The sequence below is a fragment of the Micromonospora sp. MGP-C2 genome (genome assembly GCF_057766525.1).
Genome location: NZ_JBYMEN010000002.1, coordinates 6453096 through 6476455, shown reverse-complemented (window position 1 = coordinate 6476455; position 23360 = coordinate 6453096). Strand labels below are relative to the sequence as shown.

The window sequence follows — 23360 nt, the reverse complement described above, 5'->3', positions numbered from 1 at the left end:
TCGGCGGTGAGTTGGGCCCGCTCTGCCCTGCTCGTTGACTTCTGGGTCACCGCTGTGCGGCGTGTTCGACGTGCAACAGCCCGGCCATCCACTCGATCGTCGCCCGGAGCCCGTCGGTCCGGTCGATCGGCACGACGTCCGGGAACAGCGCCCGAAGCGTGGTGTTGTCCGCCAACGAGTGGGGGACGTCCCCGACGCGGGGCGGCGCGTACTCGCGGGCGATCGGGCGGTCCAGCAACTCGGTGAGTTCGTCCAGCACCTGCAGCAGACTCGCCCGCGCGCCGAAGGCAAGGTTGACCGGGTGCGGGTGGTGCACGCGCCGACGGAGTGCGTCGAGAATGACCTCGCAAACGGTGCCGACGAAGGTGAAGTCGCGAGACTGGGTGCCGTCGCCGTGCAGCACCACAGGCTCCCCCCGCAGGGCCCCGTGGACGAACCGGGGGATGACCGCGGCGTAGGCATGGTCATGCCGCTGCCCGGGGCCGAACACGTTGAAGAACCGGAACGCCAGTGTCGGCAGACCGAACGATGCCTGGTGGGCGAGGGCGTACGCCTCGGTGGCGAGCTTGCTGGCGGCGTAGGGACTCATCGGCCTGGTCCAGGTGAGCTCCTCCTTCGGCAGCGCGGGGTTCATCCCGTAGACCGACGAGGAGGAGGCGACCAGGACGTGGCCGACGGCGTGCCGTCGCGCCGCCTCGAGGACCATGAGCGTGCCCGTCGCGTTCGCGTGGTGGGAGGCGAGCGGGTCGCTCAGCGAACGGGGCACGCTGGGCAACGCCGCCAGGTGGACGACGGCCTCCCGCCCGGCCATCGCGGCGTCCAGCGCACCGGGGTCCAGGATCGACCCCTCGACGAAGTCGATGTCCAGCCCGTCGAGGTTGCCCCGCAGTCCGACCGACAGGTCGTCGAGGATGGCCACTTCCTTCACCGCAGGATCGACCAACGCGGCGCGGGCCAGGTTCGAACCGATGAAACCGGCCCCGCCAGTGATCAGAATGCGCATGAACAACCTCTCGGGGTATGGACCGACCACCTGTACATCGAGCGAGGCAGCGTGCAGTAACGGGAAGCCCGCAACGTAGAGGGGCAAATCCGACTAGACGGCGCGACTGACGCAAGCACCAACACGAACGGGAGCGGAGCTCACCCTTTCGTCGATGGCAGCGGTCACGAGGCGGGGCGAGGATGAGTGCCAGAGGTGTTAACCATGATCGATCTGACTGTGTACCGGGGCGGCAACACACTCTCCATCCGGTCCCGGTTCGACAACACACGCGACGTGATGATGCCGGTGAATCTGGCGTACCCTCCCGCCACCATGGTCGGCCTGTGGCACGCTGGCCTCCCGCAGGTCATGCTCGTACCGACGACCGCGACCGACGCCCAGGTCTGGCCGGTCGTGCCCTCGACCATCGGCACGAAGATCCACGACACGTCGGACGACAACTGTCCGGTCAACACCGGCTGGTCGTACGTCGGCGGCAACCACGGCTACAGCGTCGGCAACCGGATCGCCCTGGCCAACCACGGCAAGACGACGGCCGACGTGGGCTCACGGTGGACCGACGGGACGCGCGTCTACACCCTGTTGGCGATCATCGACGGCGGCAACCTGTTGTTCGGTAACCCGTACACGGTCATCGACGGCATCGCCCGGGGCGTGATGACCCCACCGTCAGCGCCGCTCACCCACCTGTCGGGTGCGTCCCACGCGGCCACGGTGCCGATCCAGGACATCCTCATTCCGGCCGTGCAGATCCTCCCCGCCACCCACTCCCGCACGGTGACCGTCGAGCTGGACGGCCGGCCGGTCCCCGACGGCACGTCGACGGGGCAGGCGTTGACGATCGAGGAGTCGTACACCATCTCGTCGTACCAAGGAATGATCGACACTGCGCAGGCGAACATCGGCACACCGGTCTCCACGATCATGTCGCAGGCACCCCCGCTGTGCCACGTCGCCAATATCTACCGCTGGTCGCAGGGCACGCTGATCGTCGCCCAGCGGGTGACCGCTCTGCAGAAGTTCACTCTGAACATGGGTGTCACACAGTGCTTCCCGCTGACCGCGCCGACGGGCGGCACCCGCAGGCAGTTCATGCCGAACGTGGGAGTCGCTGGCACCCTGGACTGGTCGGGTTGGGCAGACATCAACACGCTTCCCGCGCTCACCGATATCACCCCGGCGACCCTGAAGAACCCGCTGATGCCGGCGAGCAGCATGACCCAGTGGGCGGTCGACGCAAATGGCATCCCACAGTGGGGCATCACCGTCGGCCTGCTCCCAATCGGTGACGGGCACCCCCAGATCCGCGTCAGGTACACCACTGCGAAGGGCTGGTTCATCAGCTCCAGCTTCAAGAAGAACTACCCGCAGCTGGCGTGGGGGCGCACTCTCGAACCCGGGGAGTCGGCGGCTGGCACCGCCTACCGCCGGTACCTGGCCCCGCCCATGACCGCCACCGAGATCACGGTGTCGGACGGCACCCACGACTTCGTCATGATCGAACGGGTCGGCGCGGTCAAGGGCGCTCGAATGCTGGCGACCGAGTTGCTGAACCGGAAGCTCGTTCCGGCCGGGCCGACGAACCTCCGGGTCCCGGACCGGATCACCGCCGACGGGATCCCGTACGAGGTGTCGACGTCCCCCGGGTACGGCATGTGGCGCGCGGAGCCGGACCGGCCACGCATGGAGGCCCTGCCGGGGGCGACGGACAGGGTGGGTAGCTACTTCCTGCCCGTGGCCGGCGCGACCCTCAGCACCACCTACACCGGCACCTACCAGCGCCTCCTGCTGCATCCGCTGTACCTGGCCGACGCCACCCCGGTCGACCGGGTGTGCATCGAGGTGACGGGAGCGGGCACCGGTGTCCTGCGGCACGGCGTGTACAGCCACGACCCGACGACCGGTCGACCGGTGCTGGTTCGCCCGATCGCCGACTTCGGCACACTCGACGTCACGTCCACAGGGGTGAAGGAATCTGTTCTAGCCGCCCCGGTGGTCCTACCAGTCGGCTGGCACTGGTACGGACACGTGTGGCAGGCAGGCCCCACCACCCCGCCCACGTTGCGGACCATTGCCGCCGCCAGCGCCGCAACGCTGAACCTCGGTACGAGCTCGGCGGCCATGACCGGCGATCGGTTCGGCTACGAGTCGACCGGGGTGACCGGCGCACTGGGGACGATCACGATCGACGGCGTTCACCAACTGCCCCCGCCCCGGGTCGCCTACCGGCGGGCCTAGGGCGCGTCGCAAAGCCCGGGCTGGTGGGACGTCGGCAGCGTCAGACCGTCGTGACCCCGTAGATCTTCTTGATCGCCTCGTGCTTCGCCTGGACGGCGAGATGGCCGATGCCCAGCGACTTGGCCTGCAACTGCTTCAGGTACTCGTCGGTGGTGCGCAGCGGGCGAGCCGGCACTCCGGCCGCCACTGTGTTGTCCGGGATGTCGCGGGTGACGATCGAACCCGCCCCGATCACGCACCTGTTACCGATGTTGACCCCAGCCAGGATCATCGACCGCATGCCGATGTAGACGTCGTTGCCGATGGTGATCGGGGCGGTCCAGTCCAGCTCGGGATGGTCCTTGCGCAGGATCAGAGTGCCCCCGTCGTGGGTCACGAACTGGACCCCGGCGGTGATGTAGACGTTGTCCCCCATGGTGATCAACCAGGGCTCGGACCCGAACATCGCACGGTTCACCGCGTAGAACTTGACCCGGCCGTTCAGCTTCACACCAAGTGACCGGGCGAACGCCTCCGGATCACGGGAGCCGGCGAGGTGGTCCTGGACCCTGCGGATCATCGTGCGAACGCGACTGGGCACCTGTCGACCTCACTTACTGAGCAATCGCCGGAGAACATGGCACAACGTGACCGGACCAAACACCTCCGTAACGATCCCGTCGAGCCGAGGTGACGGAACACCCGAGCGCTGCTCCGCTCCGGACCGACCACGGTCGCCGCCGTACACCTGCGGGTACGCCCTCGGCGTGCCAGCACACCTTCCGGTGTACGCCGGGTGCGCCCGCCACCGATGTGATGAGCTGTACGGGTGTCGGGGCTGGGACTTGTGCTGCACCCCACCCGGGATGTCACCGAGGTGGTCGGGATCATCGAACGGTGGGCGACGCGCCACCGCAAGACGCTGATCGTGCGCGAGGAGGACCGGCACCGGGTGCCGTCCTGCGTCGAACCGGTGCCAGCGGACGAGGTCGCCGCCCGGGCCGACGCGTTGATCAGCGTCGGCGGCGACGGCACCATGCTGGGTGCGCTGCGCTCCGCCATCCGCGACCCGAAGCCGGTGCTCGGCGTACACCTGGGGCATCTGGGGTTTCTCGTCGAGATCGAGCCGCCGGAACTGCCCGACGCGCTGAGCCGACTGCTGTCGAAGGACTTCACCATCGAGTCGCACGCCTGCCTGGCCTGCGACGTGTGCGGTGACGACGTCGTGGCGTTCAACGACATCGCGCTGGTGCGCCAGCCCGGGTCCGGCTTCGTCAGCGTCACCCTCGCCATCGACGGCCAGCAGTACGGCTACTACCGCAGTGACGCCGTGGTGGTCAGCACCCCGGTCGGCTCGACGGCCTACAGCTACGCCGCCGGTGGTCCACTGATCTCCCCCGCCGCCGACTCGGTGGTGATCACACCGTCGGCGCCGATGGCCGGCATCTCCCGGTCGGTGGTGCTCTCGGCGGACGAGAAGATCCGGCTGGAGATCCGACCCGACTCGTCGCCGGTCGTGGTGGAGATGGACGGGCTGGTGTTCCGCGACGCGGCGACGGATGGGGCCGTGGACATCACGTACCGCCGCAACGCCGGCCTGGTGGTCCGTTTCGACCCGCTGCGCTACCAGGAGCGCAACCAGTTGAAGATGACCTTGCTCGACCTGCCGTTCCTCCCCGAACAGCTCCGCGAGCTGCTCCCCGAGGAACTACGCCGACGCAGCCAACAAGAAATCCCCCCACCCTGCTAACCCACCCCACCCACCCCGTCGATCATGAAGTTATTGCTGCGACCCGCCGAGGTGCAGGGCATAACTTCATGATCAACCTGGGCGTTCGGACGTTCTGGTCCGGGGTTAGGCGGTTAGGGCTTGGTCTACCAGGGCTTTGGCTTCTTCCTGGATCTTCTTGAGGTGGTCGGGGCCCTGGAAGGACTCGGCGTAGATCTTGTAGACGTCCTCGGTGCCGGACGGGCGCGCGGCGAACCAGCCGGACTTCGTGCTGACCTTGAGGCCGCCGATCGGGGCGCTGTTGCCGGGGGCGGTGGTCAGCGTCGCGGTGATCGGCTCACCGGCAAGCTCGGTGGCGGTGACCTGGTCCGGCGAGAGCTTGCCGAGCACGGCCTTCTGCTCCCGGGTGGCCGGGGCGTCGATCCGGGCGTACAAGGGCGCGCCGAACCTCTCGGCCAGCTCCGCCCAGTGCTCGCTGGGGCTGCGCCCGGTGGTGGCCAGGATCTCGGAGGCGAGCAGGCAGAGCAGTAGGCCGTCCTTGTCGGTGGTCCAGGTGGAACCGTCTCGGCGCAGGAACGACGCCCCGGCGCTCTCCTCACCGCCGAAGCCGACCGCGCCGTCGAGCAGGCCGGGCACGAACCACTTGAAGCCGACCGGCACCTCCAGCAGCGGCCGACCCAGGTCCGCGGCGACCCGGTCGATCATCGACGAGGAGACCAGCGTCTTGCCCACCGCGGCGTCCGGGCCCCATTCGGTACGGGTACGGAACAGGTGACCGATCGCCACCGCCAGGTAGTGGTTGGGATTCATCAGGCCGGCGTCCGGGGTGACGATGCCGTGCCGGTCGGCGTCCGCGTCGTTGCCGGTGGAGATCTGGTAGTCGGCGCGGGCGGCGATCAGCGACGCCATCGCGTTGGGCGAGGAGCAGTCCATCCGGATCTTGCCGTCGCCGTCCAGGGTCATGAACCGCCAGGTCGGGTCGACCGTCGGGTTGACCACCGTCAGGTCCAGGCGGTGCCGCTCGGCGATCTCACCCCAGTACGCCACGCTGGCCCCGCCCAGTGGGTCCGCGCCGATCCGGATCCCGGCATCGCGGATGGCGTCGATGTCGATCGCCGAGGGCAGGTCGTCGACGTAGTGGGCGAGGAAGTCGTACTCCCCGGTGGTGTCGGCGGCCCGGGCACGCGCGTAGGTGATCCGGCGGACCTCCTTGAGCCCGGCGGCGAGGATGGCGTTGGCCCGGTCCTGGATCCACCGGGTGACGTCGGTGTCGGCCGGCCCGCCGTTGGTGGGGTTGTACTTGAAGCCGCCGTCGTCGGGCGGGTTGTGCGACGGGGTGATGACGATGCCGTCGGCGAGCCCGCTGGTGCGACCCCGGTTGTGGGTGAGGATCGCGTGCGACAGCGCCGGCGTGGGGGTGTAGCCGTCGCGGCTGTCCACCAGCACGGTGACCCCGTTGGCGGCGAGCACCTCCAGGGCGTCCACCGCGGCCGGCGCGGAGAGCGCGTGGGTGTCGCGGGCGAGGAAGAGCGGCCCGTCCAGGCCCTGCTCCCGCCGGTAGTCGCAGAGCGCCTGGGTGACCGCGAGGATGTGGTCGGAGTTGAACGCGTTGCGCAGGCTGGAGCCGCGGTGCCCGGAGGTGCCGAAGGAGACCTGTTGCGCCGGGTCCGTGGGATCCGGATGCTCGGCGTAGTAGGCGGTCACCAGGCGCGGCACGTCGACCAGGTCGGCGGGCTCGGCGGGCTGGCCGGCACGGGGGTGGGTCACTGCGGGATCCTCCTCGGGGAGTACGGGTCGGTCACGGCTCGACCTTCTGGCCCTTGCCGATCACCACGATGCCGTTGTCGGAGACGGTGTAGCGCTGCCGGTCCTTCTCCAGGTCGACGCCGATCTCGGCGCCCTCCGGGACGAACACGTTCTTGTCCAGGATCGCCCGCCGGACCACCGCGTGCCGGCCGATCTCCACACCCTCCATCAGCACCGAGCCCTCGACGTGCGCCCACGAGTGCACCCGCACCTTCGGCGAGACGATCGAGTTTTCCACCAGTGAGCCGGAGATCACCACGCCCGGGGAGACCATCGAGCCGACCGCCCGGCCGACCCGCTCACCCCACTGGTGGACGAATTTCGCCGGCGGCCACGGCGGCTGCTCGGTATAGATTGGCCAGTCGAAGTTGTACATGTTGAACACGGGGTGCACGTTGATCAGATCCATGTGGGCGTCGTAGAAGGAGTCGAGCGTCCCCACGTCGCGCCAGTAGCCGCGGTCGCGGTCGGTGCTGCCCGGCACCTCGTTGTCGCGGAAGTCGTAGACGTTGGCCTCGCCCCGCTCGACGAGCATCGGGATGATGCTGCCGCCCATGTCGTGCTTGCTGGTCTTGTCTTCGGCGTCGCGCTCGACCGCCTCGCAGAGCGCCCGGGTGGTGAAGACGTAGTTGCCCATCGAGGCGTAGATCTCGTCCGGTGCGTCGGGCAGACCGACCGCGTCGGTGGGCTTCTCGCGGAACGCCCGGATCCGCTTGCCGTCCTCGCCGACCTCGATGACGCCGAACTGGTCGGCCATCGACAGCGGCTGGCGGATGCCGGCGACGGTCACCGCGGCGCCGGAGGCGATGTGGTCCTCGACCATCTGCCGGGGGTCCATCCGGTAGATGTGGTCGGCGCCGAAGACGATCACGTAGTCAGGCTGCTCGTCGTTGATGAGGTTGAAGCTCTGGTAGATGGCGTCGGCCGAGCCGGCGAACCACCACGGGCCGCGACGCTGCTGCGCGGGCACCGGTGTGACGTAGTTGCCGAGCAGCGTGGACATCCGCCAGGTCTTGGTGATGTGTCGGTCGAGGGAGTGGGACTTGTACTGGGTCAGCACGACGATCTTGAGATAGCCGGCGTTGGCCAGGTTGGAGAGGACGAAGTCGACCATGCGGTACATCCCGCCGAACGGGACGGCCGGCTTGGCCCGATCCGTGGTGAGTGGCATCAGGCGCTTGCCCTCACCACCCGCCAGGACGATCGCGAGCACCTTGGCAGCCATGCCCCGACGCTATCCACCCTCGCCCCACTTCACCACTCGTACGGGGAGTCTTCTGCACTAGGGTGCGGGGTCATGACGGAACCCACCCCGCTGCGCGTCGATCTGCTCACCCGCGAGTACCCGCCGGAGGTCTATGGCGGCGCCGGGGTGCACGTCGAGTACCTGGCCCGGGAGTTGCGCCGCCTCACCGACGTCCGCGTGCACTGCTTCGGTCTGCCGCGCAGCGAGCCGGGCGTCACCGCGTACGCCGAACCGCCCGGCCTGACCGGCGCGAACGCCGCGCTGCGCACGATGGGCGTGGATCTGGAGATGGCCGCCGGCGCGGCCGGCACCGACGTGGTGCACAGCCACACCTGGTACGCGAACATGGCCGGCCACACGGCGAAGCTGCTGCACGGGGTGCCGCACGTGGTGACCGCGCACAGCCTGGAGCCGCTGCGGCCGTGGAAGGCCGAGCAGCTCGGCGGCGGTTACGCGCTCTCGTCCTGGATCGAGCGCACCGCCATGGAGGCCGCCGACGCCGTGATCGCGGTCAGTGGGGGGATGCGCAACGACGTGCTGACCGCCTACCCGCAGATCGACCCGTCCCGGGTCCGGGTGGTCTACAACGGCATCGACACCATCCAGTACGCCCCGGACTCCGGCACCGACGTGCTGGACCGGCTCGGTGTCGACCCGTCCCGACCCAGCGTGGTCTACGTGGGCAGGATCACCCGGCAGAAGGGGCTGCCCTACCTGCTGCGGGCCGCCCGGGAGCTGCCGGCGGACACCCAGCTCGTGCTCCTCGCCGGCGCGCCGGACACGGCCGAGATCGCCGCCGAGGTGGAGGAGTTGGTCGCCGAGTTGCGGGCCAACCGCTCCGGCGTGGTCTGGGTGGCGGAGATGCTGCCCAAGCCGGAGGTGATCCAGGTGCTCACGCACGCCACCGTCTTCGCCTGCCCGTCGATCTACGAGCCGATGGGCATCGTCAATCTGGAGGCGATGGCCTGCGAGACGGCGGTGGTGGCGACCGCGACGGGCGGCATTCCCGAGGTCGTGTCCGACGGCGAGACGGGCCTGCTGGTGCCGATCGAGCAGGTCACCGACGGGTCGGGGACACCGTTGGAGCCGGAGAAGTTCGTCGCCGACCTGGCGTCGGCGATCAACACGCTGCTCGCCGACCCGGCGCGTACCGCCCGGTTCGGTCAGGCCGGTCGGCGGCGCGCCGTGGAGCACTTCTCCTGGGACGCCATCGCCCGGCAGACGCTCGACATCTACCGCTCGCTGCTGGTGCAGGGGACCTGACGGAGAACGCCGCTGGACCGGCCCTAGAGCAGGCTGCCCAGCCACAGCCCGAGCGCGGCCACCACGAGGCTGGCGCAGAGACTGCCGAGCACGTTGAAGGCCTCGACGGCGGCGTTCTTGCGCAGCAGTCCCAGGGAGTGCCATTCCTCGGTGGAGAAGGTGGTGTACGCGCCGAGGAAGCCGACGCCGACGATGGTGGCGAAGTCCTGTGCGCCGGCGGCGGTGTGTTTCACCGCGTAGCCGGTGACGATGCCGAGCACGAAGGCACCGGAGACATTGATCAGGAAGGTGCTCGCCGGGAAGGCCCTGCTGGGCCCGGTGGCCCGCGCGCTCCACCACGGCTTCACCAGCGCGTCCACCCCGGCCCGGGACAGCGCACCCAGCCCGCCGGCCAGGAACACTCCGATGCCCACCCACATCAAGCGCCCCTTCCCGCCGGGTGCCCCACCCGCAGTTCCGCCAGACGGGCGCCGAGCGCCGCCGCGATCACCCCACCGACGATGGACACCACGAGGTAGACGATGCCGATCCCACTGCGCCGCGCCCCGATCAGTTGGTCAGCCTCGACGATGAAGTGCGACCAGGTCGTGAACCCGCCGATGAGTCCGGTCGACAGAAACGGCTTGCCCCACGGGCCGGGCAGCCGGTGTGCCGCGAGCAGCGTCATCACGGCGCCGAGAGCGAAGGCGCCCACCATGTTGATCACGAAGGTGACCCAGGGGAAGTCAGGTGGCGTGGATGGCGCGAGGCCGAGCCCCAGCAGGTAGCGCAGGGTGGCGCCGATGCCACCGCCGACGACGATCGCGAGGATTGTCATTCGCCCATTCACTCACCGTCGTCCTCCACCGACGCCCGGGCTGGGCAGCCCTCACCCGTACGATCGACACTCCCGCCTGGTCGTCCCGACGCCGTTCGACGCCGGTCAGATCGCCGTTCCGGGCGGAGACTTGAGCAGGGACGTCGCCTGAGCGGGATGACCACCGTGCCCGTTGCGGAGCGCGCTGGCTGCGATGCGGATGAGGTCGATGTTGACCCCGGCGGCGCCACTGGGGTCGTCCACCTTCAGTTTCACGTCGAGGCTCACCACCGTCTCGCCCCAGCCCTGCGCCTCGATGTTGAGGTGCGCCACCTTCTGTGACCGCAGGTGCGGCAGGTATCCGAGCGGTGCCATTTCGACCTTGTCGGCGTCCGGCAGGGCGTTGAGCTTGGACTGCTTCTTCGTGTTGGGGTTCTCGACGAGGTTGCGGAAGTCCTCGGTGCCGCCCAGATTGACCTGGTAGGAGCTGACCAGCGTGAGGCCCCGCTCCTGGAGCAGCCGCAGCAGCGCGTTGTGCACCACCGAGGTGCCGAACTGGCTGGCGAGGTCGTCTCCGAGCAGCGGCAGACCGGCCGCCTCGAACCTGCTCATCACCTGCGGATCGCGGGCGATCGGGTCGGCGGTGGTGTTGATGAAGGCGACGCCCGCGCTGCACGCCGCCTCGGCGTACGCCCGGGCGATCTCCGGTCGGCCGCTCGGCGCCGAGTAGAGCAGCACCTCCGCCCCGGCCAGCGCCGCCGCCACCCGGTCCACGCCGGTCTCGTCGACAAGCCCCTCGGTGACGGGGACACCTGCCTCGGGCAGGTCGCAGTCGAGCCGGGGGAAATTGTTGGGCGGCAGGAAGATCGCGTCGGTCAGGTCCCTGCCGATCTTCTCCGGGGAGGTGGCGAAGGCCGCGACGAACTCGATGTCGCCGACTGCGAGCCCGTCGACGGTCGGCCTGCGGACGCCCACCAGAGTGCCGTTGTGGCGGTGGAGCGCGATTCCCTGCACCAGCGCCGAGGTGTTGTTGCCGACACCCACTACCGCGACTTTCACCCGCTTGATCATGGCCGGAGGCTACGTCACGTCACCCGCGCCGGAAAGATCCGGACAACTTCCGGGAAACTGCTGTGTCAGCAAGCGTTGAGGCAGCAGTTTCCCTGAAAGTGCGCGAATTTTGACCCGAGTGCGCGGATCGTGACGCGCGACCCCGGGGCAGGGAGGGACAGGCGTGCTTGGCCGCGCGCGAACGGATCTCGCGCAGTAGGTTGGCGGGGTGACTGGACGGTTCCCGATCGAAGACGTCTCCCCCGTCGTCTCGTGCGGGCGATACCCGGCCAAGGCGGTGGTCGACGAGCCGGTCCCGGTGTCGGCCCGCGCCTACCGGGAGGGGCACGACGCGCTCGGCTGCAACGTGGTCTGGACGGGTCCGGACGGCGAAGCCCGGCCGTTCACCCGGATGCGCCCCGGCGAGCCCGGCCAGGACCGGTGGCACGCCACGATTCGGCCGGACGCCGTCGGCTCCTGGACCTTCGCCGTCGAGGCGTTTCAGGACCCGTACCTGACCTGGCAGAACGCGGTGACCAAGAAGATCGCCGCCGGGCAGGGGCCGGAGGACCTGGCCAACGACCTGGCCGAGGGCGCTCGTGTGCTCGCCGCCGCCCGGGACCTCGTCCCGACCGCCGACCGGCCCCGGGTCGCCGATGCCCTCACCGCGCTGGTCGAGACCGACCTGCCGCTGCCGCAGCGGGTCGACCCGGCGCTGGCGCTGGCCGACCTGCTCTGGGAGCACCCGGTGCGGGAGCTGGTCACCACCGGAGACACACACTCGATCTGGGTTGACCGCAAGCGGGCGCTCTACTCGGCCTGGTATGAGTTCTTCCCCCGCTCCGAGGGGGCGGTGGGTGGCCGCTCCGGCACCTTCGCCACCGCCACCGGCCGGCTGCCGGGCGTGGCCGCGATGGGCTTCGACGTGCTCTACCTGCCGCCGATCCACCCGATCGGCCGGGTCAACCGCAAGGGCCGCAACAACGCGCTCACCGCCGGGCCGACCGACGTGGGCTCACCGTGGGCGATCGGCGCCGCCGAGGGCGGCCACGACACCATCCACCCCGACCTGGGTACGCCCGCGGACTTCCGCGCCTTCATCGAGGCAGCGGCGGCGCAGGGCCTGGAGGTCGCGATGGACCTGGCGTTGCAGTGCGCGCCGGACCACCCGTGGGTCATCGAGCACCCGGAGTGGTTCACCACCCGGGCCGACGGCAGCATCGCGTACGCGGAGAACCCGCCGAAGAAATACCAGGACATCTACCCGGTCAACTTCGACAACGACCCGGAGGGCATCCGGGCCGAGGTGCTGCGGGTCGTGCTGCACTGGGTCGGCGAGGGCATCCGGATCTTCCGGGTGGACAACCCGCACACCAAGCCGTTCGACTTCTGGCACTGGTTGATCGCCGAGGTGAAGACTGTCGACCCCGACGTGCTGTTCCTGGCCGAGGCGTTCACCCGGCCGGCCATCATGCACGGCCTCGGCAAGATCGGCTTCACGCAGTCGTACACCTATTTCACCTGGCGCACGACGGCCGCCGAGATGCGGGAGTACTGCGAGGAGCTGGTCGAGTCGGCCGACCACATGCGGCCGAACTTCTGGCCGAACACACCAGACATCCTGCACGAGTCGTTGCAGCACGGCGGCCCGCCGATGTTCAAGATCCGGGCGGTGCTGGCCGCGCTGCTCTCCCCGTCCTGGGGCATGTACGCCGGTTTCGAGCTGTTCGAGCACGTGGCCCGGCCGGGCGCCGAGGAATACCTGGACAACGAGAAGTACGAACTGCGCCCCCGGGACTGGGCCGGCGCCGAGGCGCAGGGCCGTTCGCTGGCACCGTTCCTCACCACCCTCAACCGGGTACGCCGTGACAACCCGGCCCTGCACCAGCTCCGCAACCTGCGCTTCCACGAGATCGACAACCCGGCGTTGCTCTGCTGGTCGAAGCACGACCCGGAGACCGGCAACACCGTCGTCGTGATCTGCTCGTTCGACTCGCGCGAGGTGCAGTGGGGCAACACCACCCTCGACATGCCGGCGCTGGGCTTCGACTGGCACGAGCGGTTCACAGTGCACGACGAGTTGACCGGCACCAGCTACGACTGGGGTCAACGCAACGCGGTACGGCTCGACCCGTACCTGCAACCGGCTCACGTGCTGACCGTGCGTCGGCCGGCCCCGCCGACCGAGCCGCAACCGGCGGGCGCCGAGCCGGCGGACCTCACCGTCGCCGAGGTGCCGGACGACCTGTCCGGCGGCACCGTACCGACAGCTCCCGCGCCGACAACTCCCGTTCCGACTCCTCCTGCGCCGACACCTCCCGCGCCGACACCTCCCGTTCCGACTCCGCCCCGCCGGTCGGGCCCGGTACCGACCCCGCCGCGCCGATCGGCGACCCGCCCGCCCGCCTCCGCACCGACCGACGCCGCCCCGAAGGACGCCCGATGGACCAGCTGATCTCCGGCGCGACGCACGACCCGCACGCGCTGCTCGGCGCGCACCCCGCCGACTCCTCGACGACGATCCGCACGATGCGCCGGGGCGCCGGCGACGTGGTGCTGCTCGTCGGCGACGAGCGACACCCGATGAAGCGGGTGCACGACGTGGGCGTCTTCGAGACCCAGGTCGAGGGCACAGTGCTCGACTACCGGGTGGAGGTCGACGGCACCGCGCACGACGACCCGTACCGCTATCCGCCGACGCTCGGCGAGCTGGACCTGCACCTGATCGGCGAGGGCCGGCACGAGCGACTGTGGGACGCCCTGGGCGCACGGGTCTTCGACGAGGGCGTGGCGTTCAGCGTGTGGGCGCCCAACGCCGGTGGGGTCCGGGTGGTCGGCGACTTCACCGGCTGGGGGCCCGACGACGGCTGGCCGATGCGCTCGCTCGGCTCCAGCGGCGTGTGGGAACTGTTCGTCCCCAACGCCCGGGTCGGAGCCCGCTACAAGTACCGGGTGCTGGGCGCCGACGGGCAGTGGCGGGACAAGGCCGACCCCCTGGCCGCGTACGCGGAGGTGCCCCCGGCCACCGCCTCGGTGGTGCACCACTCGACGTACCGGTGGAACGACGCGGACTGGCTGGCCCGACGGGCCGAGCGGCAGCCGCACCAGGAGCCGATGAGCGTCTACGAGGTGCACCTCGGTTCGTGGCGACCCGGGCTGAGCTACCGCGAGCTGGCCGACCAGCTCACCGCGTACGTCACCGAGCTGGGCTTCACGCACGTGGAGTTCCTGCCGGTGATGGAGCACCCGTTCGGCGGCTCCTGGGGTTACCAGGTCACCGGCTACTACGCGCCGACCTCCCGCTTCGGTGACCCGGACGAGTTCCGGCACCTGGTCGACCGGCTGCACGCCGCGGGCATCGGCGTGATCCTGGACTGGGTGCCCGCGCACTTCCCCAAGGACGAGTGGGCCCTCGGCCGCTTCGACGGCACCCCGCTCTACGAGCACCCCGATCCGCGCCGTGGCGAACACCCCGACTGGGGCACGTACGTCTTCGACTTCGGCCGCAACGAGGTACGCAACTTCCTGGTCGCCAACGCGCTCTACTGGTGCGACCAGTTCCACGTCGACGGGCTGCGGGTGGACGCCGTCGCCTCAATGCTCTACCTGGACTACTCCCGCAACCCCGGCGAGTGGGCCCCCAACAAGTACGGCGGCCGGGAGAACCTGGAGGCCCTCGCGCTCATGCAGGAGGTGAACGCCACCGTCTACAAGCACCACGCCGGGGTCGTCATGATCGCCGAGGAGTCCACCGCCTGGCCGGGTGTCACCAGCTCCACGGCCGAGGGCGGGCTGGGCTTCGGGTTCAAGTGGAACATGGGCTGGATGCACGACACCCTGCTCTACACCTCGAAGGACCCGATCTACCGCCAGCACCACCACCACCAGCTCACCTTCTCCCTGGCGTACGCCTGGAGCGAGAACTACGTGCTGCCGATCAGCCACGACGAGGTGGTGCACGGCAAGGGCTCGCTGGCCGGCAAGATGCCCGGCGACACCTGGCAGCGGCTGGCGAACGTGCGGGCGCTGTTGGCGTACATGTGGGCGCACCCGGGCAAGCAGTTGCTCTTCATGGGCTCCGAGCTGGCCGACGACAGGGAGTGGAGCGAGGAACGCGGCCTCGACTGGTACCTGCTGCACGACCCGGCCCGCGCCGGTGTGCAGCGCCTCGTCGCTGACCTCAACCGGGTCTACCGGGACACTCCGGCGCTCTGGGCACAGGACACCGAGCCGGCCGGGTTCCGGTGGATCGCCGGCGACGACGTCGCCAACAACACCGTGTCGTTCGTCCGGATCGCCCCGGACGGCTCGACGCTGGTCTGCGTGGCGAACTTCTCCGCCCAGCCGCTGCACGACTACCGGATCGGCCTGCCCGCCGGCGGGACGTGGCAGGAGGTGCTCAACACCGACGCCCACCACTACGGCGGGTCCGGGGTGGGCAACCTGGGCGAGGTACGTGCCGAGGACGTGCCGTGGCACGGGATGGTCGCGTCGGCGGCCCTCCAGGTGCCGCCGCTCGGTGCCGTCTGGCTCCGCCAGGGCTGAGCCAGGGTTACCTCGACTGGCTGCTCCGCCAGTGCATCAGGTGCTCGTCGAGGTCGGCGATGGCCCGGGGTGGGCAATACGCCGTTCCCCCGAAACGTCGAGCACGCCCGGGGGAACGGCGCGGCTCAGAGCCGGGTGATCCGGACAGCGTCGGCGACGACGTACCCCTGGGTGCTGGTCCAGCGGCTGACCCCGACGACCTGGCGCGTCCCCGCGGCGAAGTCGTAGGTGCCCAGCACCCGCCACTGGCCGCCGCCGCTGCGCTGGTCGACGGAGGCCGTCACGGTTCCGTTCGCGGTGGCCACCAGGTGCGGCGCGGCGCTGTTGTAGCCGGCGTCCGCCGGGTACCAGACCTCGACCCGGTACGAGCCGGCAGCCGGCAGCGTCGCGCTGAACCAGGCCGGGTCGCTGACCGCCTGCGGCTCGGCGAATCGGTAGTTCGTGCCGTACCGCGTGGTGAGGTACGACGACGTGCCCCAGGTGGCGGCGGCGGTGAAGCCACCAGTGGTGGTGTTGTCGACGATCACGCTGAACGTGCCGCCGCTACCGGTGACGACCCGCGCGTTGCTGGCCGGGCTCTCGTGGTGCAGCCGGTCCAGGGCGGTCACCAGATACCGGTAGGTCGAGCCCGCCCCGGCGGTGGCATCGGTGAACGTCCCGGTGCTGCCAGACGCGCGCACCGTGCCGAGCAGGTTGCGGGCGTCGGCCAGGTCGCAGGGGTCGACCGCGCCGTCACCGGGCAGTCGGTACACGGCGTACTCGGCGGTGCTTCCGGTGCCGCCACGCTGCCAGTTCACTGTCACACCGCCGGTGCCGCGTACCGCCGAGGTGAGGTTCGGCGCGGCGGGCGCTGAGCCACCCACGCCGGCGGGTGCCAGGGCGGGCCTGCGGTAGTGGTCGGTCGCCACCCGGGAGACGGCACCGATGCGGTCGGCGCGTACGTCCTTGGCGCTGAAGTGGATGTCGCCGAGGATCCGTGGGTAGGTGCGGTTGAGCGTGAGGTGGTCGGTCAGTTCGGCCGGGTCCTGCCAGGCGGCGTCCTGCCCGGACGCCCCGGCGCGGTAGGTGGCCTGCCCGACGAGCAACTGCACGCTGGTGCCGGTGACGGTCTCCGACCACCAGCGGACCAGTTCCGCGTAGTCGGCCGCGGGGTGGCCGATCTGCCAGTAGATCTGCGGGGCGATGTAGTCGATCCAGCCCTGCTTCACCCAGCGTCGGGTGTCGGCGTAGATGGCGTCGTACGACTGGAGGCCGGTGGTGCGCGAGCCGAGCGGGTCGGTGCCGGCGTTGCGCCAGATGCCGAACGGGCTCACGCCGAGCTTCACCCACGGCTTCGCCGCCCGGATCCTGGCACTCATCTCCTGCACCAACAGGTTGACGTTGTTGCGCCGCCAGTCGGCGATGGTGCTGAAGCCGGCACCGTACTGGGCGTAGGTGGCCTGGTCGGGGAAGCCCCCACCGCTGCCCGGGTACGGGTAGAAGTAGTCGTCCCAGTGCACCGCGTCGATGTCGTAGCGGCTGACGGCGTCCATCATGGCGGTCTGCACGAAGGCCCGGACGGCGGGGATGCCGGGGTTGTAGTAGAGCTGGCCGTTGTAGGCGACGGCCCAGCCCGGGTTCCTGCGGACCGGGTGGTTGGCGGCCAGTTTGGTGAGGTCGGTGTGGGTCGCGACCCGGTACGGGTTGAACCAGGCGTGGAACTCCAGGTTGCGGGCGTGCGCCTCGGCCACCATGAAGGCCAGCGGGTCGTAGCCGGGGTTGCCGCCCTGGGTTCCGGTGAGCCACTGCGACCACGGCTCGTACGTCGACGGCCAGAACGCGTCGGCGGCGGGGCGGATCTGCACGACGACGGCGTTCATCCGACGCTGCCTGGCCAGGTCGAGCCAACCCCGGTACTCCGCCTGCTGAGCGGCGGGGGTGAGCCCGGTGCGGCTGGGCCAGTCGATGTTGGCCACGCTGGCGATCCACATGCCCCGGAACTGCCGCTTCGGGGTGGCCGGATCGGTCACGCAGGCTGCCTGGGCGGCCACCGGCACGGTGTCCGGAGGTGTGGCGGGGGCTGGTGCTGCGCCGAGCATCAGCGCCGCCACCAGTGCCAGGCCTGGAAAATATCGATAGCAGTCTCTGGGCATGAAAGGATTTTCAACGTTGCCCGACTGTTGTGCAAGTAACCTTCACGACGGCGACGTCGGACGGTCAGACCAGCCCGGCGTCGCGCAACAGCTTCCACAGCCCCGCGCCGTCGGGTGCGGAGAGCCACTTCTGCCCCACCGGTCCCGCCGACGACGAGCCGGCCGGGGCGGGCAGGCTACCGGCCAGCACCGACTGCGTCGGCGAGAGCCGACGGATCGCCACCCCGGCGACGTTCTCCGGGTGGGCGGCGGCGAACTCGCGGTAGATCTCCTGGTCATGCTGCCCGTCGTCACCGACCAGCAGCCACTTCACGTCGGGAAACTCCTTGGCCATCCGGGCCAGGGTGACCCGCTTGTGCTCCCGCCCGCTGCGGAACCACCGGTCGGCGGTCGGCCCCCAGTCGGTCAACAGCAGCGGCCCGGCCGGGTAGAGGTGCCGGGACAGGAACCGGGTCAGCGTCGGTGCCACGTTCCACGCGCCGGTGGAGAGGTAGAAGACCGGGGCGCCGGGGTGTCCGGTGACGAGCCGCTCGTAGAGCACGGCCATGCCGGGCACGGCGTTGCGGGCGTGCTCGTCGAGCACGAACGTGTTCCACGCGGCGAGCAGCGGTCGGGGCAGCGCCGTCACCATCACCGTGTCGTCGATGTCGGAGATGATGCCGAACTTGACCTCCGGGTCGAGGATGCGCACCGGCGCATCGACCGGCTCGGCGTCCGGCACGCTGAGCCGGACGGTGCCCCAGCCGGGTGGCAGGTCGGCCTCGACCAGGGTGTCGACGAAGCCGCTGCGGTCGGCCTGCGTCTCGTGCCGCACCCCGCCGGCCTCGATGGTCACTGTGACGTGCTTGTTGGGCAGAGTGGTGAAGCTGCGCCAGCCGCGGACCTTGTCCAGCCGACCCCGCTGGCGGGTGTCCGGACGGCCCAGCAGGACCCGGCACATCACCCGCACCCAGCCCGGCGCGCCATAGCCGGTGTACGCGACGATGTTGACCCGCCACCCCGTGCGCCGCAGCCGACGCTGGACGAGCTCGTGGACGGCGTCCTCGATCCGCGCAGCTCGGTGCAGGTTCGGAACGGCCAACTGGCCGGCGGGAGTGGGTGGCACCCGCCAACCCTGCCACACGTCGTCAGCCACGGCCACGTGAGCCGTGCCGGCTGCGCCGATCCACCCCGGCGACCCCGCCGAACGTGAAACACTCCGTCCGGACGGCGACGGGGGCGTGGTCGTGTCAGATCTGGAGCAGCACCGTGGGCGATGGCGCCCGCGACTCGACCGGCCGGCGCTCGTCGCGCTGCTGTTCGGGCTGGCCGGTGTCGTCTACCGGCTGGTCCTGACCCTGTTCACGGTGCCGGTGTCGAACAGCGACGAGGCAACCTTCGGTCTCGCCGCGCTGCACATCGGGCAGGGCCGGGAACGCCCGGTCTTCCTCTACGGCCAGCACTACATGGGGATGCTGGAGTCGTACCTGGCCGCTCCCCTGCTGGCGGTGGCCGGGCCGAGCTGGCCGGCGCTGCGGCTGCCGATGCTCGCGCTGTACGCGCTGTTCCTCTACCTGATCCACCGGCTGACCCGTCGGCTCTGCACACCCTGGTTCGCCACCTTCGTCGTGGGCCTGCTCGCACTCGGCGGAGAGCGGGTGGTCCGCGACCAGATCACGGTGGTCGGTGGCCGGCCCGAGGTGAAGCCGGCGGTGCTGCTGATGCTGCTGATCACAGTGGGGTTGGCCGCCGGCACGGTTCGCCGCCGACGGCTCGCGGTCGCGGTGTTCGGCCTGCTCGTCGGGTTGGCCGTCTGGTCCGACTGGTTGATCCTGCCGTACCTGGCGGTGGCCGGGCTCGCCCTGGTGTGGGCGGTGCGGCGGGAACTGCTCGGCTGGTCCGGCCTGCTGCTGGTGGTGGGGGCCGTCGTCGGGGTGGCGCCGATGATTCTCGACAACCTGCGGGCCGGGCCCGGTGAGGACTCGCTGTCGGTGTTCCGAGAGGTCAGCACCAAGGCCGGGCCGACGCCGCCGTGGTCGGACCGGATCCGAGGCGGTCTGCTGGAGGGGGTGCCGCTGGCGCACGGGCTCTGCCCGGTGGGCGGCTGCGGCCGGTGGCAACAGTGGTTCGGCGTGTTGTATCCGTTGCTGCTGGTGGTCGGCGCGGTGCTCGCGGTGCTCGCCTACCGTCGCGCGGCTGCGGAGCCGCGCGGGGAGCGGGTCGGGCCGGTCGTGCAGCTCGCGCTGGTCGCCGGTGCCGCGTTGACCCTGCTGTCGTACGTGCGCAGCCCGCTCGCCGCGACCAGCCCGCTGGACAACGCCCGGTACCTGTCGGTGCTGCAACTGTCGCTGCCGGCGGTGCTCTGGCCGCTCTGGGTGGCGGCGGTGGCCTGCTGGCGGGGCACGGTCGGGGCGCTCGGCCGGCTCACCGGCGCGCTGTCCACCGCGGTGCTGGCCGCGCTGACCGCGACCACGGTGGTGATCACCGTCCTCTTCGCGGCCACCGGCACCGGCGCCTCGCGGACCGAGGAACGCGGGGCCCGGGAGTTGGCCGCCGCGCTGCGCGCTGACGGACCCCACGAGGTGTACGGGGACTACTGGACCTGCAACCGGTTGATCTTCAACACGGATGAGACGGTGGTCTGCGGGGTGCTCGACGGCGACCTGTCCCCCGGGCAGAACCGCTACCGGCCGTACTGGCGGCAGGTCGGGCGGGCCGAACGACCGGGGTACGTGGTGGAGGTCGACTCGCCGATGGATCGGCGGCTGCGCCGGCTGCTCGCCGACCGTGCCGACACCGCACTCGTGCGCGAGGTCGGCGGCTATCGCGTGTACCACCCTGACACCCCGGTACGACCCTGGCGGTAGCGACGGGTCGTACGCTGGCCGGGCCGGCGCGTGGGCGCCGCCGTTGCGCCCGTCGAGGAGAACCATGCTCATCCTGCTGCCGCCCTCGGAGGGGAAGGCCGACGCCGGCACCGGGCGGCGCTGGGCCCCGGACCGGGTCTCGCTGCCCGAGCTGAACCCGGCCCGTGAGCGGGTGCTGGACGCCCTGGTGGCGCTCTGCGCCGAGCCGGACGAGGAGGCCGCGCGGGCGGCGCTCGGGCTCAGCGAGGGCCAGCGGGGCGAGCTGCGGCGCAACGCCCGGCTGCGGGAGTCGGCCACCGCGCCCGCCGAGCGGCTCTACACCGGGGTGCTCTATGAGGCGTTGGACCTGGCCTCGCTGCCGGTTGCGGCGCAGCGAGCTGCCCGCCGGTCGATCATGATCAGTTCCGGGCTGTGGGGCGCGGTCCGGCTGGCCGACCGGATCCCGCCGTACCGCTGCCCCATCGGCGCTCGCCTGCCGGGCGTCGGGGCGTTGTCCGCGTACTGGCGTCGGGAGCTGACGCCGGTGTTGGACGCCGCCGCCGGTAAGGGCCCAGTGCTGGACCTGCGCTCCGGCGCGTACGCGGCCACCTGGACGCCGCGCGGGCCACTGGCCGAGCGGACCGTCACCGTGCGGGTGCTGCACGAGCGGGAGGTGGACGGCGTACCGGTCCGGTCGGTGGTGAGCCACTTCAACAAGGCGACAAAGGGGCGGCTGGTCCGCGACCTGCTCGTCGCCGGCGCCCGACCGCGCACCGCCGACGAGCTGGTCGGCACGCTGGGCGAGCTGAAGCACACCGTCGTGGAGCAGACCACCGCGCCCGGCCGGGTACGGCAGGTCGACCTGGTGGTCACCGACCTCTAGCAGTTCCGGCAGCCGCAAGATTTGCTCAAGGCTGGGCCGGAGGAGTTCCGTAACGGCGACGCAGGGACCACGGTAGGGGAACCCAGACTCCGGCAAGGGAGCCTTCGTTGACCCTCGAACCCGCCCTGCTCGACCGACCCCGGTCCCCGGCGCCGTCCTCTCCGTTGGACTGGCTGACCCTGGGCGACGCGTTCGAGGCTGCCTGCCTGCTGCGCTGCACGCCGCCACCAACCGCCGCCCGGCCGAGCGCGGCACGCCTGGCGCACGCGCCCGGGGTGGAGTTCAACCGGGAGGACGCCGCACAGCGCACCCGGCAACTGCTCGCCCGGCTGGACATCCCGGTGACCCACGAGGTCGTCGTGGGCGGTCTGCGCCGCCGCTACGAGCTGCACCGGCTCTGGGTGCCGCAGGAGCACCGGGAGGCGTACACCCGGGTGTTGGACGCAGGCTGGTGGCAGGGGCGGCGTGAGCTGCTCGGCGGGCCGCTGCCCGGTGCCTCGCCGGCGCGCCGGCGGTTGGTGAGCCGGCTCGCGGCGGCGGCCTGGCGCTCGGCGCTGCTGGCCGCCGGGCGGCACGTCCGTCGGCACATCCTCGGCGTGCGACTCACCGACCGGGAGCTGGCCGCGGTGCTGATCCGCAGCGCTGCCGTGCTCGACGTGCCGGCCCGGCTGCGCCCCGGCACCGGTTGCTTCCTGGTCAGCGTCGCCGACGGCCCGGACCGGGCGCGGATCCTGAGCAGCGCGGCGTTGGAACCGGCGCGCGGGCCGGCGGCGGCGCCAGGCGGGGTCGTGACGCCGACACGCAGCCCGGCCTGCTGATCGAGGTTCCGGCCACACCCACCCGGCGCGGCACGGCAGTGGGCTTGCGCGCGCCCGGGCGACGGCGCACAGTGCACCGCGTGAGTCGTACCTCGTCCCGCCGGCCCGGCCGCCACCGCGCGGGGCCCGCTGCCCTGTTGACGGTGCTGCTGACCGCGACCCTGGCCGCCGCCGGCTGCCGGGACGCGCCGACCGCGCCGACGACGATCCGGATCGCCACCGGCAGCCCCACCGCCGTCTACTACGCGTTCGGGCAGTCCCTGGCGGCCATCCTCAACCGGGAACTGCCCAACGTGCGGGCCAGCGTGGTGATCACCGCCGCCTCGGCGGAGAACGTCCAACTGGTCGGGTCCGGCGCGGCCGAGCTGGGTTTCACCCAGGCCGACGTGCTGCCCACCAGCACGGCGGAAAGCCCCGCGGTCGAGGCCATCGCCCGGGTGTACGACGACCAACTGCACCTGGTCACCACCGGCGGCGGCCCGGTCCGCACGGTCGCCGACCTGCAGGGCCGCCGAGTCTCCGTCGGCGCGTCCGGCTCGGGCACCGAGATCACCGCGACCCGGCTGCTGGAGGTCGCCCGCCTGGGCGGTGACGAGGTCCGCCGGGAACGGCTCGGGCTGGACGAATCGGTGGCGGCACTGCGGTCCGGGCGGATCGACGCGTTCTTCTTCTCCGGCGGGTTGCCGGTGCGGGGCATCGAGGAGCTGGCCTGGCGCAGCGCCACCCGGATCGTCGACCTCAGCGAATGGACCGAGCCGCTGCGCTCCCGCTACGGGCAGGTCTACGTCTCCCGCGACATCCCCCGCTCGGTGTACGGGGTGGACGCGGTGACCACGGTGGCCAACCCGAACTACCTGATCGTGCAGGCCAACCTTCCGGAGCGGTTGGTTCGGGAGGTGACCAGGCTGTTGATGGAGCGCCGGGCCGAACTGGCCGCCGCGCACCCTGCGGCGGGCCGGATGAGCCCCCGCTCGGCGATCGTCACCGCGCCGCTGCCGCTGCACCCCGGGGCCGCCGCCTGGTACCGCGCGGCCAAACCCTGAC

General features: G+C 70.8%; 18 protein-coding genes. 9 read left to right on the top strand and 9 right to left on the bottom strand.

Annotated features, from left to right (window positions below; all coding sequences use genetic code 11):
* Positions 1–46: 46 nt before the first annotated feature.
* Positions 47–1003 (bottom strand): NAD-dependent epimerase/dehydratase family protein, encoded by a 957-nt coding sequence (locus AC3CF1_RS29750; protein WP_354980494.1) that lies wholly within the window; start codon positions 1001–1003, stop codon positions 47–49.
* A gap of 204 nt (positions 1004–1207) precedes the next feature.
* Between AC3CF1_RS29750 and AC3CF1_RS29745 the strand changes: the two genes are divergently transcribed.
* Complete coding sequence (locus tag AC3CF1_RS29745; RefSeq protein ID WP_354980493.1) at positions 1208–3244, top strand: hypothetical protein; 2037 nt, start codon at positions 1208–1210, stop codon at positions 3242–3244.
* 40 nt (positions 3245–3284) lie between these two features.
* On the opposite strand, the gene AC3CF1_RS29740 is transcribed toward AC3CF1_RS29745, so the two are convergent.
* Entirely contained in the window at positions 3285–3803 is a 519-nt protein-coding gene (locus tag AC3CF1_RS29740; protein WP_099851971.1) for a DapH/DapD/GlmU-related protein, read from the bottom strand.
* A 258-nt stretch (positions 3804–4061) separates the two neighbouring features.
* Between AC3CF1_RS29740 and AC3CF1_RS29735 the strand changes: the two genes are divergently transcribed.
* Positions 4062–4973, top strand: a complete 912-nt coding sequence (locus AC3CF1_RS29735; protein WP_247672151.1) for an NAD(+)/NADH kinase — start codon at positions 4062–4064, stop codon at positions 4971–4973.
* A gap of 105 nt (positions 4974–5078) precedes the next feature.
* On the opposite strand, the gene pgm is transcribed toward AC3CF1_RS29735, so the two are convergent.
* Positions 5079–6719: a phosphoglucomutase (alpha-D-glucose-1,6-bisphosphate-dependent) gene (pgm, locus tag AC3CF1_RS29730; RefSeq protein WP_488451762.1), complete on the bottom strand. Its 1641-nt coding sequence runs from the start codon at positions 6717–6719 to the stop codon at positions 5079–5081.
* A gap of 31 nt (positions 6720–6750) precedes the next feature.
* Positions 6751–7983, bottom strand: a complete 1233-nt coding sequence (gene glgC, locus AC3CF1_RS29725; RefSeq protein ID WP_124823459.1) for a glucose-1-phosphate adenylyltransferase — start codon at positions 7981–7983, stop codon at positions 6751–6753.
* A 72-nt stretch (positions 7984–8055) separates the two neighbouring features.
* Between glgC and glgA the strand changes: the two genes are divergently transcribed.
* Positions 8056–9267, top strand: a complete 1212-nt coding sequence (gene glgA, locus AC3CF1_RS29720) for a glycogen synthase (RefSeq protein WP_488451761.1) — start codon at positions 8056–8058, stop codon at positions 9265–9267.
* A 23-nt stretch (positions 9268–9290) separates the two neighbouring features.
* Here glgA and AC3CF1_RS29715 read toward each other — a convergent pair whose 3' ends face one another.
* The 3 genes from AC3CF1_RS29715 to AC3CF1_RS29705 all read right to left on the bottom strand — a co-directional run bounded on the left by AC3CF1_RS29715 (position 9291) and on the right by AC3CF1_RS29705 (position 11134).
* A complete protein-coding gene (locus AC3CF1_RS29715) occupies positions 9291–9686 on the bottom strand; it encodes a fluoride efflux transporter FluC (RefSeq protein WP_488451759.1) in 396 nt (131 codons plus the stop codon).
* On the bottom strand, positions 9686–10084 hold the full coding sequence (crcB, locus tag AC3CF1_RS29710) for a fluoride efflux transporter CrcB (protein ID WP_141908682.1): 399 nt from the start codon (positions 10082–10084) through the stop codon (positions 9686–9688). The genes AC3CF1_RS29715 and crcB overlap by 1 nt, the downstream gene beginning before the upstream one ends.
* Before the next feature lie 105 nt (positions 10085–10189).
* The gene (locus AC3CF1_RS29705; RefSeq protein ID WP_488451758.1) at positions 10190–11134 is read right to left on the bottom strand and encodes an inositol-3-phosphate synthase; all 945 of its coding nucleotides are present in this window, start codon (positions 11132–11134) and stop codon (positions 10190–10192) included.
* A 208-nt stretch (positions 11135–11342) separates the two neighbouring features.
* Between AC3CF1_RS29705 and AC3CF1_RS29700 the strand changes: the two genes are divergently transcribed.
* Both AC3CF1_RS29700 and glgB read left to right on the top strand, forming a co-directional pair.
* Complete coding sequence (locus AC3CF1_RS29700) at positions 11343–13568, top strand: alpha-1,4-glucan--maltose-1-phosphate maltosyltransferase (RefSeq protein WP_488451757.1); 2226 nt, start codon at positions 11343–11345, stop codon at positions 13566–13568.
* A complete protein-coding gene (glgB, locus tag AC3CF1_RS29695; RefSeq protein WP_354980487.1) occupies positions 13556–15658 on the top strand; it encodes a 1,4-alpha-glucan branching protein GlgB in 2103 nt (700 codons plus the stop codon). Before AC3CF1_RS29700 ends, glgB begins: the two co-directional genes overlap by 13 nt.
* A 125-nt stretch (positions 15659–15783) precedes the next feature.
* Here glgB and AC3CF1_RS29690 read toward each other — a convergent pair whose 3' ends face one another.
* On the bottom strand, positions 15784–17790 hold the full coding sequence (locus AC3CF1_RS29690) for a family 10 glycosylhydrolase (protein ID WP_488451756.1): 2007 nt from the start codon (positions 17788–17790) through the stop codon (positions 15784–15786).
* Between the two features lie 64 nt (positions 17791–17854).
* On the bottom strand, positions 17855–18895 hold the full coding sequence (locus tag AC3CF1_RS29685; protein WP_141912519.1) for an App1 family protein phosphatidate phosphatase: 1041 nt from the start codon (positions 18893–18895) through the stop codon (positions 17855–17857).
* A gap of 121 nt (positions 18896–19016) precedes the next feature.
* Between AC3CF1_RS29685 and AC3CF1_RS29680 the strand changes: the two genes are divergently transcribed.
* The 4 genes from AC3CF1_RS29680 to AC3CF1_RS29665 all read left to right on the top strand — a co-directional run bounded on the left by AC3CF1_RS29680 (position 19017) and on the right by AC3CF1_RS29665 (position 23359).
* Positions 19017–20636, top strand: a complete 1620-nt coding sequence (locus AC3CF1_RS29680; RefSeq protein ID WP_488451755.1) for a hypothetical protein — start codon at positions 19017–19019, stop codon at positions 20634–20636.
* A gap of 64 nt (positions 20637–20700) precedes the next feature.
* Positions 20701–21498 carry a peroxide stress protein YaaA gene (gene yaaA / locus AC3CF1_RS29675; protein ID WP_488451754.1) on the top strand — a complete coding sequence of 266 codons (798 nt, stop codon included), beginning with the start codon at positions 20701–20703 and terminating at the stop codon, positions 21496–21498.
* A gap of 107 nt (positions 21499–21605) precedes the next feature.
* Positions 21606–22316 carry a hypothetical protein gene (locus tag AC3CF1_RS29670; protein WP_355160796.1) on the top strand — a complete coding sequence of 237 codons (711 nt, stop codon included), beginning with the start codon at positions 21606–21608 and terminating at the stop codon, positions 22314–22316.
* An 80-nt stretch (positions 22317–22396) separates the two neighbouring features.
* A complete protein-coding gene (locus AC3CF1_RS29665) occupies positions 22397–23359 on the top strand; it encodes a TAXI family TRAP transporter solute-binding subunit (RefSeq protein WP_355160795.1) in 963 nt (320 codons plus the stop codon).
* The last annotated feature ends 1 nt before the right edge of the window (position 23360 follow it).